General features: G+C 53.2%; 15 protein-coding genes. 5 read left to right on the forward strand and 10 right to left on the reverse strand.

From position 1 onward, the window contains the following. Positions 1-52: 52 nt before the first annotated feature. Together umuC and umuD are read right to left on the reverse strand one after the other, a co-directional pair. Entirely contained in the window at positions 53-1,321 is a 1,269-nt protein-coding gene (umuC, locus tag BS640_RS06525) for a translesion error-prone DNA polymerase V subunit UmuC (protein WP_017490539.1), read from the reverse strand. Further along, positions 1,321-1,743 carry a translesion error-prone DNA polymerase V autoproteolytic subunit gene (gene umuD / locus BS640_RS06530; protein ID WP_017490540.1) on the reverse strand — a complete coding sequence of 141 codons (423 nt, stop codon included), beginning with the start codon at positions 1,741-1,743 and terminating at the stop codon, positions 1,321-1,323. Before umuD ends, umuC begins: the two co-directional genes overlap by 1 nt. Positions 1,744-2,037: 294 nt before the next feature. Between umuD and BS640_RS06535 the strand changes: the two genes are divergently transcribed. Further along, complete coding sequence (locus tag BS640_RS06535; RefSeq protein WP_017490541.1) at positions 2,038-2,541, forward strand: GNAT family N-acetyltransferase; 504 nt, start codon at positions 2,038-2,040, stop codon at positions 2,539-2,541. A gap of 66 nt (positions 2,542-2,607) precedes the next feature. Here BS640_RS06535 and BS640_RS06540 read toward each other — a convergent pair whose 3' ends face one another. Continuing rightward, complete coding sequence (locus BS640_RS06540; RefSeq protein WP_084912218.1) at positions 2,608-3,195, reverse strand: pyridoxamine 5'-phosphate oxidase family protein; 588 nt, start codon at positions 3,193-3,195, stop codon at positions 2,608-2,610. A 198-nt stretch (positions 3,196-3,393) separates the two neighbouring features. On the opposite strand from BS640_RS06540, the gene BS640_RS06545 reads away from it, so the two are divergent. Further along, positions 3,394-4,032 (forward strand): LysE family translocator, encoded by a 639-nt coding sequence (locus BS640_RS06545; RefSeq protein WP_017490543.1) that lies wholly within the window; start codon positions 3,394-3,396, stop codon positions 4,030-4,032. Here BS640_RS06545 and BS640_RS06550 read toward each other — a convergent pair. Both BS640_RS06550 and BS640_RS06555 read right to left on the reverse strand, forming a co-directional pair. Then, positions 4,003-4,821: an AraC family transcriptional regulator gene (locus BS640_RS06550; RefSeq protein ID WP_084912219.1), complete on the reverse strand. Its 819-nt coding sequence runs from the start codon at positions 4,819-4,821 to the stop codon at positions 4,003-4,005. The two genes, BS640_RS06545 and BS640_RS06550, sit on opposite strands and share 30 nt — an antisense overlap. A 63-nt stretch (positions 4,822-4,884) precedes the next feature. Further along, on the reverse strand, positions 4,885-6,261 hold the full coding sequence (locus tag BS640_RS06555) for an MFS transporter (protein WP_084912220.1): 1,377 nt from the start codon (positions 6,259-6,261) through the stop codon (positions 4,885-4,887). A 114-nt stretch (positions 6,262-6,375) separates the two neighbouring features. On the opposite strand from BS640_RS06555, the gene BS640_RS06560 reads away from it, so the two are divergent. Continuing rightward, positions 6,376-6,984 (forward strand): TetR/AcrR family transcriptional regulator, encoded by a 609-nt coding sequence (locus BS640_RS06560; protein WP_017490546.1) that lies wholly within the window; start codon positions 6,376-6,378, stop codon positions 6,982-6,984. 16 nt (positions 6,985-7,000) lie between these two features. On the opposite strand, the gene BS640_RS06565 is transcribed toward BS640_RS06560, so the two are convergent. Further along, entirely contained in the window at positions 7,001-7,978 is a 978-nt protein-coding gene (locus tag BS640_RS06565) for an amidohydrolase family protein (RefSeq protein WP_084912221.1), read from the reverse strand. Between the two features lie 148 nt (positions 7,979-8,126). Next, positions 8,127-8,723 (reverse strand): TetR/AcrR family transcriptional regulator, encoded by a 597-nt coding sequence (locus BS640_RS06570; protein WP_084912222.1) that lies wholly within the window; start codon positions 8,721-8,723, stop codon positions 8,127-8,129. A gap of 142 nt (positions 8,724-8,865) precedes the next feature. Between BS640_RS06570 and BS640_RS06575 the strand changes: the two genes are divergently transcribed. After that, entirely contained in the window at positions 8,866-9,129 is a 264-nt protein-coding gene (locus BS640_RS06575; protein ID WP_084912223.1) for an MFS transporter, read from the forward strand. Between the two features lie 56 nt (positions 9,130-9,185). Here the strand turns inward: BS640_RS06575 and mntP are convergent, their stop codons facing one another. Both mntP and BS640_RS06585 read right to left on the reverse strand, forming a co-directional pair. Further along, positions 9,186-9,758: a manganese efflux pump MntP gene (gene mntP / locus BS640_RS06580; RefSeq protein WP_017490550.1), complete on the reverse strand. Its 573-nt coding sequence runs from the start codon at positions 9,756-9,758 to the stop codon at positions 9,186-9,188. 297 nt (positions 9,759-10,055) lie between these two features. Then, entirely contained in the window at positions 10,056-10,778 is a 723-nt protein-coding gene (locus BS640_RS06585) for an SDR family oxidoreductase (RefSeq protein WP_084912224.1), read from the reverse strand. Positions 10,779-10,927: 149 nt separating this feature from the next. Between BS640_RS06585 and BS640_RS06590 the strand changes: the two genes are divergently transcribed. Next, positions 10,928-11,839 carry a LysR family transcriptional regulator gene (locus tag BS640_RS06590; RefSeq protein WP_017490552.1) on the forward strand — a complete coding sequence of 304 codons (912 nt, stop codon included), beginning with the start codon at positions 10,928-10,930 and terminating at the stop codon, positions 11,837-11,839. 2 nt (positions 11,840-11,841) lie between these two features. Here the strand turns inward: BS640_RS06590 and BS640_RS06595 are convergent, their stop codons facing one another. After that, the gene (locus BS640_RS06595) at positions 11,842-12,210 is read right to left on the reverse strand and encodes a winged helix-turn-helix transcriptional regulator (protein ID WP_026110354.1); all 369 of its coding nucleotides are present in this window, start codon (positions 12,208-12,210) and stop codon (positions 11,842-11,844) included. Positions 12,211-12,289 lie beyond the last annotated feature (79 nt).

Below are 12,289 nucleotides of genomic sequence, written 5' to 3' on the forward strand. Positions count from 1 at the left end.
ACTCTGTTTCGCGCTCTGTCCCCAGAGCGCGATTCTCATGCAGGCCGACTTTTCAAATCATCCGTACCTTCATTATCTCATTCACTCTGGTTGTATAAGCGGGCGACAGCATCTCACGCTTCATCTCCCAGCTTCTTTCGACGCCTTGACCGGCGAACCAGACCCGGCCTTTACCGTCTTTGTGAATCAAATCAATCGCCGCCATCAGCTGTTCGCTGTTGGCGCGAGGTTTGATTTCATCGAATAATCCGAGCTGAGCCACGCCCTGGCTGTAAAAGTCACCCAGCATGACGCCGCATTTTTGGAAACGATGCCCCTCTTTCCAGAGGTCATCCAGGCACTTGGTCGCCGCCGCGATAATGTCCCGCGTATCCTGGGTCGGGATTTGCAGCTGGATGGAGCAGCAATTGCCGTAGTAGTCCTCGCCGTCGGCGAAGGGGCTGGTTTTGGCAAACGCCGAGATATGACGGCAGTACCGATTCTCTTTGCGCAACTTTTCTGCTGCCCGCACGGCGTGGCTGCAAATCGCCTCACGCATCAAGCTATATTGACTCACGCGATCGCCAAAAGATCGCGAACAGATGATTTGCTGCTTGGTCGGCGCCAACTCTTCGGGTTCAAGACAAGGCTCGCCGCGCAGTTCACGCACGGTACGTTCAAGGACTACGCTGAAATGTTTGCGGATAAGCGCCGGAGAGGCGTCGGCGAGCTGTAAAGCGGTATTGATGCCCATCGCGTTAAGCCTTTTCGATATCCGCCTGCCGACGCCCCAGACTTCGCCCACCTCGATAAGTGCCATCAGTTTGCGCTGGCGAGCGAGGAGGGAGAGGTCGACCACGCCCTCCGTCTTGCTCCATTTTTTAGCCGCGTGGTTTGCCAGTTTGGCCAGCGTCTTGGTGGGGCCGATGCCCACGCCCATCTTCAGGCCGGTGCATTTATCGATCTTGTCCCTGATTTCGTGGCCAAACGTTTCGAGATTTTTGCAATTGCTGACCCCTTGCAGGTCGATAAACGCCTCATCGATAGAGTAGATTTCGACTTTGGGGCATATCTCCTCGAGGAGGGTCATCACCCGATATGACATATCGCCGTACAGCGCATAGTTGCTGCTGAAAATCGCCACCTTATGCTGTTCGCAGGCCTGCCGCACTTTGAAAAAGGGAGCGCCCATCTGAATGCCGGCCACTTTGGCTTCTTTATTGCGCGCGATAACGCAGCCGTCGTTGTTGGATAACACCACGATCGGACGCCCCTTCAGGTCCGGCCGGAATGCCGCCTCGCAGCTCGCGTAAAAAGAGTTAACGTCGGCGAGGGCAAACATTATTTAAACCCAGTGATGCTGAACGTCACCACGCCAAAAATTTCCAGTTCGTCTATGCCCTCGTGCAGAACGATCGGGGGAAAGTTCGGGTTCATGGGCTCAAGTTTGACCAACGGATGGGTGCAAAGGCGTTTAACGGTGTATTCACCGGCGACGGAGGCGATAACGATGTCACCGTGCTTCGCATCGAGGCTTCTGTCGACCACTAGCATCGATCCTTCGAAGATCCCGGCGTCGACCATCGAGATACCGGTCGCCGAAACGAAGTAGGTTGCGGCCGGATGTCTAATACATAGCTTGTTTAAATCTATGCTTTTTTCAATATAATCCTGCGCGGGAGACGGGAAACCGGCCGGGACCTTGTCCTGGAAATAAGGGAGTGGCATGTCGACGGGTGAACGTGCTGCACGGATAAAAGTCATTAGGATACCCACATGATTACTGGTTATATATACAGTATAATCATGTGGGGCACGATTTTGAAAGAGAAAAACAACAGAAAGTACTAAGGTGCTGAACCATAAAGAAACTTAATAATTATCCTTAAAAATCATATTTTTAATGAAATATTTTCAACTTAATCTTTTATTTTTCAATGAACTACCTGTGATTTATATTAAGCGGCATGTTATGGAGGAATAATAATGTTAAAAAAGAAACGCGACCGATAATCCGCTCTTGATTGAGCAATAAAAAACCTAACAGGGAGCCCCTTCATGAGTGCAATTGTTCGTCTGGCAACCTTGAAAGATGCCGCCGCTATCAGTCATTTAGCCGTGGCGACTTTTCACCTGGCCTGTCCTAAAAGTACACCTGCGGAGGATGTTCGAAACTACATCGAAACGAATTTGCAGATCGAATGCTTTGAAAATCTCCTCACCTCACCCAGCAGAAAGCTTCATGTTATTGAAGTCGATGGCAGAATTATCGGCTATAGCATGCTTAGCCTTGAGCCGGAGTCGGTAGGGATTCCTGAAGCGGATGGCATAGCGGAGCTGACGCGTTGCTATGTTCTGGCCGAGTTCCACGGGGCGGGCTATGCCCAAAAACTCGTTAGCGAAACGCTGCATAGCATAGAGGGCCACGTAAGATTGCTGGTGAATGAAGAAAACGGTCGCGCTATAAAATTCTATACTACTCATGGCTTTACGCCGGTTGGCGCGGCGTATTTTTATGTCGGGCAAGACAAGCATCGAGACCATGTCATGGTGAGATTCTAACGGGGAGCGGGCATGAATCGGGAAAATGCCTGGCTTTAAAATATCGATTACCCGTGACTGAAGCCGTCATGGGTTAATCCATTTGCTGGCGTGGAGAGCGCCGCTGTCGGTGTAGGTCAGCCAGGCTCGCTGGTTATTTTCTCTGCTCAACTGGAACCAGTCCAACGTATTAACGTGCAGTATTAACACGCCGAAATGAGCCAGTCCTTCCGCGTCATCCAACGGCTGCGTGCTGGCGTCATCAGCCGCAGCATGAAAGGCGAGACTGTCACCAGGAGGCCCTCCCGCGTAGGTACTTCTGGTTCTGGCAGAAAGCCCCCGCCACGCGGCACTGGCCTGTTGGCTTTCAAAAGTATACTGCTTAATGGTGCCCTCAAGGCGCAGCTGTAGCTTCTGCTGGTGGCCGTATCCCACGACCGTCACGCGAGGATGAGCCGCGATTTCCTGCCATTTAGGGCTGCGCGTATCGGTATGAAACTCAAGAATGCGCGCCAGCCTGTCCACGCGCCGTAAAACCACCATCCGGGCCTGCGGGTTGCCTGCGGTATCTACGGTGCAAAGGTTCAAATACCTGAAACCTGACTGGGGATCGCTGGCGGCGGTTTCCAGCGCCGTCCAGGCAGAGATATCGATGTCTTCAAGGCTTATCGGCATGATGTTGCTCCTGTCAATCCTGTCAATCCTGTCAGTTGGAGGGGGCCGCAGTGTGGTCAGTTCTTCCGTCAGCACCCTAAGAGTAATACATGTTCATGGGCTCATCTAATGGCCAGATTATGCAACAGCAATACTTTCCAATACTTGCCGCGAGTCACCGGGTTTAATCATGCCTTAAACAATCAGGGGATGATGTCTATGATGCAGTTTTCCAACGGCTTTTTGCTTAGCCTTTCACTATGCCTGGATATCGGGATCGCCAACATCGCGATGATCACGCTGGCGATGCAGCGGGGATATTTTCACGGCTTTTGGCTGGGTGTCGGAACCTGCATCGGTGACCTGATTTATGCGCTGCTTGCGCTGGCTGGAATGGCGATGCTGTTGCAGTTTACCGCCGTGCGTTGGGCACTGTGGATAGGCGGCGGCGCAATGCTGGTGTGGTTTGCAGTGAAAATGCTTATCGCGGCGGTGAAGGCGGCGAATGAATTACCGGCCGCAAAGGAGAACCCGCAGCGGCCGCTGTTGCGTGAATTTGCGCGCGGTATCATGCTGGCAATGTCTTCACCCACCGCCATTCTATGGTTTGCGACGGTCGGTGGCGCGCTGATATCACAGATGGGGCAGCACAGCGTGGCGGCTTCCTCTCGATTTTTGGGCGGATTCTTTATCGCCGGGCTCGTCTGGACCTGCGTTTTATGCCTTGCGGGGAGTCTTGGCGGTAAATTATTGGGGCACCGACTGCTGAAATATTCCTATATTGCGTCGGCGCTAATTTTCAGCTATTTCGCGATTTATGTTATCGCTTCAGGCTACAGAGAATTTATTGCGCGCTGAACACACCTGCCGGGCATAGTGATGCGGCGTAATTCCCATCACTTTGCGAAAAGCATTAATAAAGTGGCTTTGGTCGTAAAAGCCTAACGCGATGGCGGTATCAAGGGGGTGAATACCGCTGCGCAACAGATCGCGGGCACGGTGCAGACGCAGCTGCATATGATACTGTAGCGGCGGTAGGCCCATCAGCTGGCTAAAACGTCGCACCAGATGATATTTACTCAATCCGCAAATCTGCGCCAGTTGGTCAAGCTGAGGCTTTTCAATCAGGTTTTCGCGCAGATAATCTTTGGCCCGTGCTACGGCCTGCTCGCCGTGCCTGTCCGCTGTGACCTCATCTTCCAATAGCGCGCCGCAGAGCAGCAAAAACTCCTGTTCCTGGGCATCGGCATCTTCATCTCTGGCCGTACTGGCATAGCGGCAAATTGCGTTAAACAGCGCCGGATTTTGCAATACGCCCTCGCGTAAGGCCGGAGCCTCAGCGCTGCTGCGCAAATTTTGCTGGTTGACTAAAGACTGGAGCGTTGACTGCGGGAGATGGACGCTGACGAACTCTACCGCCTGCTGCCCGAAACGGGATGACTGAACGGTCGCCGGGTTGTAAACGGTGATGTGTCCGCCGCAGACCTCGGCGGTTTTGCCGTCCATCCATATCGCTTCCGTGCCGGAAAGATTGGCGCTGATGACATATTCGTCGTGCAGATGTCGCGGAAAGAAATCCTCACACGCCACCACGCGTGAACATTCTATGCCCTTTCTGCTGAACCATTCTGATGACTGTAGCGACACGCCGATTTCATCCTGCCGGTGAGAGATAAATAATTACCATTTATAACATCATGCGTTGCGACGTTAAGCAAGCCTTCCGGCAATCACCGCCGCAGACAGCATCACCAGCGCGGCAAGGGCAAAGCCAGCCGTTGCCCCGACCCCTATCGGGAAATGAGAGCCGGTTACCAACAGCCCCAACAGCGCGATGCCCATCGCGGCACCGGTCTGGCGCATGGCATTGATGGCCGCCGACGCCGTCGCCGTTTTGCCCGGTGGCGCGTGGTGCAAAAAGGTGGTGATAAGCGTCGGCGTGGCAATGCCTCCGCCGATGGGCATCAGAAAAAGGAAGCAGACGAAGGTGATGTAATCAGCATTAACGTGCGTGAGTACTGCGAGGATAAGGTAATTAGCCGTCGCGATTAAAAGACCAAGAATGAGGGTACGGCGCACCCCCAGGCGGGCCGAGAGAGAGCTGCTGAGGGCATTTGCTAACGCAATAATCGTGAAGGTCAGCAGCGCAAGGCCGGTCATCAGCGGTGAAAACCCGCGATAGTCTTGAAAATAGAGCGTCAGCAGAAAAATAGAACCATAGAACGCAAAGTTCATCATCGCGGCTAATAAAAGGCTTAATGAAAAAATCGAATTTTTGAACAAGCTCTTTGGCAAAAAAGCCCGGTCGTTTGTCTGGATATGCCGCGTCAGGGTAAACAGCGCAAGCAGCGACAGCGCGAAGAAAATCAGTTCTGAGTGGGTCAGGGCGAAATTTTTTCCGAAGGCGATCATGCTGTAAATCATCGTAAAACTGGCAATAACAAACAGCAAAATGCCTTTGGTATCGATATTCTGACCGCGATGCGCCGTCGGAGTTTCAATAAACAGCACGGTCAGAACCCCTCCGGCAAGACAAATCGGAACATTAATCAGAAAAATAACCTGCCAGGAAAGGTGCTCAAGCACCAGTCCGCCGATAAAAGGTCCTGCCGCACTGATGATGCCTCCGATAGCACTCCACCACCCAATCGCCCGGGTTCTCTGGACTGGATTATCCCCACAGACCGCCGACAGCAGGGCGAGTGACGAAGGAACAATAAGCGCAGCGCCGACTCCCTGAGCGATACGGGCAAAAATCATGCTCTCGACGCTGGATGAGCAGGCGCAGAGCACCGAGGCAAGTAAAAACAGAGCGATGCCCGCCAGATTAACCGTGCGATTACCGTATTTATCGCCAAGGCCACCGGCGGCAAGCAGCAGAGCGGCAAAAACGATGACATAGGCGTCGGGGATCCATTGCAGTACCGAAACATCGGCATTAAAAACGTGAGACAGCGTGGGCAAAGCGACATTCACTATCGTCACATCCAGCTGAACCACCACGTAGCCCAGCGAGATGATAAATGCACTTGCGAAGAGTGGTATACGCGACTTATGGACTGTTTTCGTGCCCTGTTGAGAAAACATGGGATCCCCGGTTCGAAAGGCGGTTTTGAGCCAGAGTAACGCAAAAAAATTGCTTTGTAGAGTGATCAATCTACAATGTTTTTATCAACTCTACTCCCAACAAGATGCGTAACAATGAAAAAAAATCTCGGCAGACCCAGAGCGTTCGAGCCTGAAGACTTTCTTAAAGTGGCGATGGAGTGTTTCTGGAGCAACGGTTACCAGGGCACGTCTATCAGCAGCCTGATGCAGGCCTCGGGCCTCGCCAGCGCCAGCATCTATAAGCTGTATCCCGACAAGCGAAGCGTTTTCTTCGCCGCCTTGACGCAATATATGGAAACAGGATTAGCGCGTTTACAGCAACGCAGCAGGGAACTGGACCCCGAAGCCGCACTGCGCGAAACGCTGGAATATGGCGCAATGTTGTCGACCGGGGAAGCTGGAAAGCGGGGCTGTTTAACCATTGCGACCGCCACGGAGTTACTGCCTGGGGATCGAGAAGTACAAGAGAGAGTCGAATTTATGTTCAGCGGTATCAGGCAGAATCTCGAGACGATTTTCCGCCGTGGGCAGCAGCAACAGGTCTTCAGGTCAGATACCCCCGCCGAGGTGATGGCGGAAACGGTGTTTATGCTGCTTGAAGGGATGCGGGTGTACGGTAAGGTTGAACCCGAACTGGAAAATTTGAAACGCACCAACGATTTTATCATGCGCAGCGTGCTGCAAAGGCACGCTGCCAGTTAACTACAGGGCGAAATTTTTACACCGCTTTGGCGGGCGGCTGACGATCTTTCGCATCAAAACCAAACAGCACCTCGGGGTTCCTGACCAGAATCTGTTCCCGCACGGTGCTCGAGGGAGCCCATTCGGCGAGCAGATTGAAGAGGTTCATATCATCCGGCATAGGCGTTTCACCGGCCTGTGCCGCGGGATGAGGCCAGTTGGATCCCCAGACTACGCGCTCGGGCGCGGCGGTGATGTAGCTGCGTGCAATGGCCGAAGTGTCGGGATAGTCGGGTGGGCCAAGGCGAGTATCCATGTAGGCTCCCGACAGTTTTACCCAACCGTTGCCGCTATCAAGCAGACGACGCACGGCCTTATAGGCCGCTGAATTTTCGCCCTGCGGCTGCGGGATGTGTCCCATATGGTCGAGAACCACTGGCGTGGGGAGTTTACGCAGCGTCGTTGAGAGGTTGACAAGCTGCGCGCCGGGCATATAAAACTGCATTTGCCAGCCGAGTCCCTTGATGCGCTGTGCCAGCGTCTCTATCTCTGAAGGTTGAACGGGATTGGTTCGACCGAAAAGCACGCGGATCCCCCGAACGCCTGCATGGTTGAGTTTCTCTAGTTCGTCGTCCGTCACCCTGGAGTTAATGACCGCAATTCCTCGCGCCGCCGCGCCCATCTGCGCCAGCGCATCCAGCAGACAGCGGTTGTCAATTCCATAGGCCGAAGGGGTGACGATAACATTGCGGGTGGTGCCTAAACGCCGTTGAAGGGCGCGATAATCGGTGACCGTGGCGGGAGGGGGCGTGAGTTTTGCGCCGGGCAGCGTGGGAAAGCGGGAGTCATAAATGTGGTGGTGACAGTCGCAGGCACCGGAGGGGACGGTGAAACGTCTTTTCGCGTCATTTTCCGGGATAGGCTTGGCCCAAACCGCGCCGTTTATCGCCGACATCATCCCGAGAGCAGTCATGCCAAGCACCACTGACCGGCGGCTATAGCCGTTGTTGTTCATCTTTTTCTCCATAATGATGATTATTTTCCATTGAGCAGGCACCGGCTGCGTAGGGTTGGTGCCATTTCAAAGTATCGCTATGGAGAACGATAAATTCCAAATCCGCTATTTCATTAATGCATTCCCGTGGGTGAAGCTTATGGCCTCTTTATGCCGACGGCAACGCGGCCAAGGCCGACTCGACCATGGCAAACAATTCTGGCTGAGACGCACCGTCGCGGGCCTGAAATGAAATCGCCTGCGTTACGCCCAGAAAATGTGCCGCCAGCGCCTGGTCATCGGCGTTAGCCGGCAGGTCGCCTTGTGCTATTCCTCGCTGAATGCGCGCGCGGATCAATTCGCGTGTTTCGACCCGCTTATTGCGCAGAAAGGCCCAGGCTTCGCGATTCTCAGCGTGATTATTGACCACGCCCATGACCATCAGACACCCGCCTGACTCGGAGGACGTTGCATTGGCGATAGCGCCTTCCAGCATGGCGCGCAGCCCCTTGCGCGTGACATCCTCCTGATTCAACGCCTCGATGGTTTTGCTGCCAATGGTCGCGATGTAGAGGTCTACGGCCTCGTAGAACAGCGACAGTTTGCTGCCAAAAGCGGCGTAAAAACTCGGCGGATTAATGCCTAATGCTGAGGTGAGATCCACAAGCTGCGTGCCCTCGTAGCCTTTGCGCCAGAAAATCTCCATTGCCTTTTGCAACGCCAGGCTGCGGTCAAATCCCAGCGGACGTCCTCGTCGTTTGGCCATGTTTTATCCTGTTTGTCGATCGAAATTAATTATGTAGTCACAATAACACAATTGCTTGGCGCTGATAAAAACTATCGCTTATGTTAATGATGTAATTTCTAGTACATAAATAAAAAAACCGGTCTCAAGGAGAGACACCCCGATGAATTCATTGCACGTTAAGGAAGATTCTACGGTGCGTTTACCCGTGGCGATTTACGCATTGAGCTTTGGCATTTTTGCGATGGTCAGCAGTGAATTTCAGGGGAGCGCGATAATAAATGCGATAGCTATGGGCCTGCGGGTCTCGGTTGCCCTGGTGGGATATTGGGTGTCCTGGTATGCCTGCGCCATGATGCTCGGCGGGCCGCATTTACCTATTTTACCCCGATCCCTGGCTCAATATCCGGTTTCTCAAACGGCATGATAACGGCGCTGCTGGGGTTGATTTCGTTAGCGCCGGAGTGGAAAACGTCAGTTAAATCAACGCAGCAGGCCGAGATGGTCCACAAGAATGGACGAACCGATGCCGATAAGCACGACGCCGCCTAGCACTTCGGCCCATTTGCCGATAGCGCCGCCGAGGAAGCGTCCGAGCAGCATGCCGCTGGTTGCCATTATTGTTGTGGCAGCACCGATGGTGAGTGCCATAACAATAATATTAACCTGCAGGAAGGCGAGACCGACGCCAACGGCCATCGCATCGAGGCTGGTGGCTATCGCGGTGGTCACCAACAGCCAGAAGCCATGGCGGCGCGGGATCTCTGCCTCATCAATACTCTCTTTTTTGAAACCTTCATGGATCATTCGCAGGCCAAGAATCAGCAGCAGGCCGAAGGCCACCCAGTGGTCCCAGCTCATAATGAATTTGCTGGCTGCCAGCCCGATACACCAGCCGATAATCGGTGTAATGGCCTCGATCACGCCAAAAATTAAGCCGGTACGCAATGCTTCTTTAAACGGTGGACGATGCAGTGAGGCACCTTTGCCAATAGCCGCGGCGAAGGCGTCCATCGACATGCCAAAGGCGAGAATAAGAATTGCGTATGTGTTCATAAAACAGACCAGTTAAGCCTTTCAAGAGCAATAAAGGCTATTAATTAAAAGAGGCCGCTAGTCTGCCATAAAAACTTAAATAAAAAAACCATATTTTTCATGTACTTATAGCAAGTGGTAAGATACATAGCCCAGGCTATACTTGGGCAAAACTTCCCCAATAACGTTAAGGTTTAATCGCCTAAGTAATGAAAACATTCAGTAATTATAAAAACTTAATCGAAATAGGGTTATTTGACTTTAGATGAGGAGTGCCCCGCAGAGGCAGCCGCGGGGCTGAGGGATGCCGAAATTAAATTAATCGATTAGCGCGCCTCCTTCGATATCCACCACTGAACCGGTGACAAACGGATTATCAATGATAAAGAGATATCCTTTGGCGATATCCTCTGCGCGTCCCCAGGTTTTGGCCGGCAAAGAAGCCGCCGCTTTCTCCAGCATTTGCTGGCGTGCTTCGGGGGCCATAGCCGCATAGGCTTCGGTATCGGTAAGCCCCGGACTCACGGCATTAACGCGCAGCGGTGAGAGCTCTTTGGCCATAATCTTGACTGCTGCCTCCAGAGCGGCATTGATGGTCGTTTTCACCATCGTGCCCGCGACGCTGCGACGCGCCAAAAAGCCGCTGGTCAACGTCAGGGTGCCGCCTGTTTTGACCTGACTCGCAAGATGCTGTACCACGGCAAGGCTGCCCCAGAACTTGGTGTCAAAGGCCTGTTTTGCCGCTGAAAGGTCGAGCGCGCTGAGTGTGCCGCCCGGCGCCAGTGAACCCGCTGTTACGACGATATGGTCAACCTGGCCCAACGTTTTCGACAGCTCGTGCAACGCTCCCTCATTGGCGATATCCAAGGCTATCGTCTCAATCTGCGCATCAGAAGTTCGCAACGTTTCAGCCGCACGCTGTAGCTTTTCGCCGTTGCGACCGGCAAGGATCAAACTATCTCCCCGTGCGGCCAGCTGTTGCGCTACCGCGAAACCAATGCCCGATGCGCCGCCGATAATCAAAGTACGTTGTTTGCTCATGATTGATTCCTTATTGACACAATAAAATAGAGTGAGTGTTCAGGCACCCTTTTGCGCCTGCATAAGAGGGATGTATTGACTTTACCTCTGCAACCCGCATTTGATAATGACGACAAAAACTGATTCTCTATTCAGGAAATCCGAATAATATGGGCAAGCTTGAAGATATGGCCTTACTGGTCGAAGTGGTGGAGGCGGGCGGTCTGGCTGCGGCAGGCAGACGGATGAATTTGTCTCCGGCGACCATGACGGCGCGTCTAAAGGCGCTGGAGGAGCGCTATCAGACCCGGCTATTTAATCGCTCGACGCGCTCAATTGCGCTGACACGAGCAGGAGAAGAGTTTTATCATTCGGCGCTACGCGTGCTGGAGGAGATGGTGCAGGCCGAAGCTAAACTGACGCAAAAAGAGGGCGCATTGAGTGGGACACTGCGTATTTCTGCCCCTTCCGATTTCGGTCGTCAGTATCTGTCACCGGCGCTGCTCGACTTCGCAAAGTTATGGCCCGAAGTGAAGATTTCGGTGTTTTTGAGCGAAGATGTCGTAGATCTTATAGCCCATCGTCTGGATATGAGCATCCGCTTTGGCAATCTCCCGGACAGCAATCTGGTGACCCGTTTTATTAAAGCTAATCGCCGAGTGATAGTCGCCTCACCGGCCTATCTGGAGAAACACGGGGTACCGGATGCGCCGCAGGCGCTGCATCATCACCGCTGCCTTGCGCTGCAGAGTCGCGGTACGTTGCTCAATGAATGGCGTTTTGACAAAGAGGGCGCACCTGAAACCGTGCGCGTTACGCCCGTCATGGTATGCGATGACGGGGCACTGCTGCGCCAATGGGTGCTGGCGGGCGCAGGGATAGCCAGTAAATCCTGGTGGGACGTCAAGCGAGACGTCGAACAGGGGCGGCTCAAGGTTTTGTTGGCCGACTGCTTTCTGGGCTTTAGCCGTCATGATAAAAAGCAGGTTGGGCTACAGTTTGTCTATCCGCAGCGCCGTTTTCAGCCGTTGCAGGTCTCGACCTTTAGTGAATTTTTCATTCAGTGGCTCGAAAAGGAATAACCTTAGTCTGGATTGCTGGCATCAAACGCCAGCCGCGCCTGTTCAACCTGCGGCAGATAGTTACGCGTCCAGTCATACAACGCCTTGAACGGCTCTTTCAGCGTGCGCCCGAGCGGCGTGATTTCATATTCAACGGCGATAGGCGAGGAGGTAATAACTCGCCGTTCGATAATGCCGTTACGCTGTAGGCGGCGCAGGCTCTGGGTCAGCGCCTTTTGGGTGATGCCTTCCAGCTCACGTTTGAGCATATTGAAACGCAGAGGTTTTTCACACAGCTGTGCGAGTATCAGCACCGACCATTTATCGGCAATCTGGTCGAGCAAGAGACGGTGAGGGCAGTTAATCCCGGTAACAGGTTGTATTTCGGACATCGTGGTTTCCATGGAGATACCTGGTAGCTGTAAAGTGCCTAATTGACACCTAGTATACACATTATACTATGAATGCCGA

This window comes from Rouxiella badensis (assembly GCF_002093665.1).
In the GTDB taxonomy this organism is placed as follows: domain Bacteria; phylum Pseudomonadota; class Gammaproteobacteria; order Enterobacterales; family Enterobacteriaceae; genus Rouxiella; species Rouxiella badensis.

Bases quoted from the DNA above. Each gene is read 5' to 3' on its own strand.
- umuC (WP_017490539.1), bottom strand. From the start codon at position 1,321: ATGTTTGCCCTCGCCGACGTTAACTCTTTTTACGCGAGCTGCGAGGCG.
- umuD (WP_017490540.1), bottom strand. From the start codon at position 1,743: ATGACTTTTATCCGTGCAGCACGTTCACCCGTCGACATGCCACTCCCT.
- BS640_RS06535 (WP_017490541.1), top strand. From the start codon at position 2,038: ATGAGTGCAATTGTTCGTCTGGCAACCTTGAAAGATGCCGCCGCTATC.
- BS640_RS06540 (WP_084912218.1), bottom strand. From the start codon at position 3,195: ATGCCGATAAGCCTTGAAGACATCGATATCTCTGCCTGGACGGCGCTG.
- BS640_RS06545 (WP_017490543.1), top strand. From the start codon at position 3,394: ATGATGCAGTTTTCCAACGGCTTTTTGCTTAGCCTTTCACTATGCCTG.
- BS640_RS06555 (WP_084912220.1), bottom strand. From the start codon at position 6,261: ATGTTTTCTCAACAGGGCACGAAAACAGTCCATAAGTCGCGTATACCA.
- BS640_RS06560 (WP_017490546.1), top strand. From the start codon at position 6,376: ATGAAAAAAAATCTCGGCAGACCCAGAGCGTTCGAGCCTGAAGACTTT.
- BS640_RS06565 (WP_084912221.1), bottom strand. From the start codon at position 7,978: ATGAACAACAACGGCTATAGCCGCCGGTCAGTGGTGCTTGGCATGACT.
- BS640_RS06570 (WP_084912222.1), bottom strand. From the start codon at position 8,723: ATGGCCAAACGACGAGGACGTCCGCTGGGATTTGACCGCAGCCTGGCG.
- BS640_RS06575 (WP_084912223.1), top strand. From the start codon at position 8,866: ATGAATTCATTGCACGTTAAGGAAGATTCTACGGTGCGTTTACCCGTG.
- mntP (WP_017490550.1), bottom strand. From the start codon at position 9,758: ATGAACACATACGCAATTCTTATTCTCGCCTTTGGCATGTCGATGGAC.
- BS640_RS06585 (WP_084912224.1), bottom strand. From the start codon at position 10,778: ATGAGCAAACAACGTACTTTGATTATCGGCGGCGCATCGGGCATTGGT.
- BS640_RS06590 (WP_017490552.1), top strand. From the start codon at position 10,928: ATGGGCAAGCTTGAAGATATGGCCTTACTGGTCGAAGTGGTGGAGGCG.
- BS640_RS06595 (WP_026110354.1), bottom strand. From the start codon at position 12,210: ATGTCCGAAATACAACCTGTTACCGGGATTAACTGCCCTCACCGTCTC.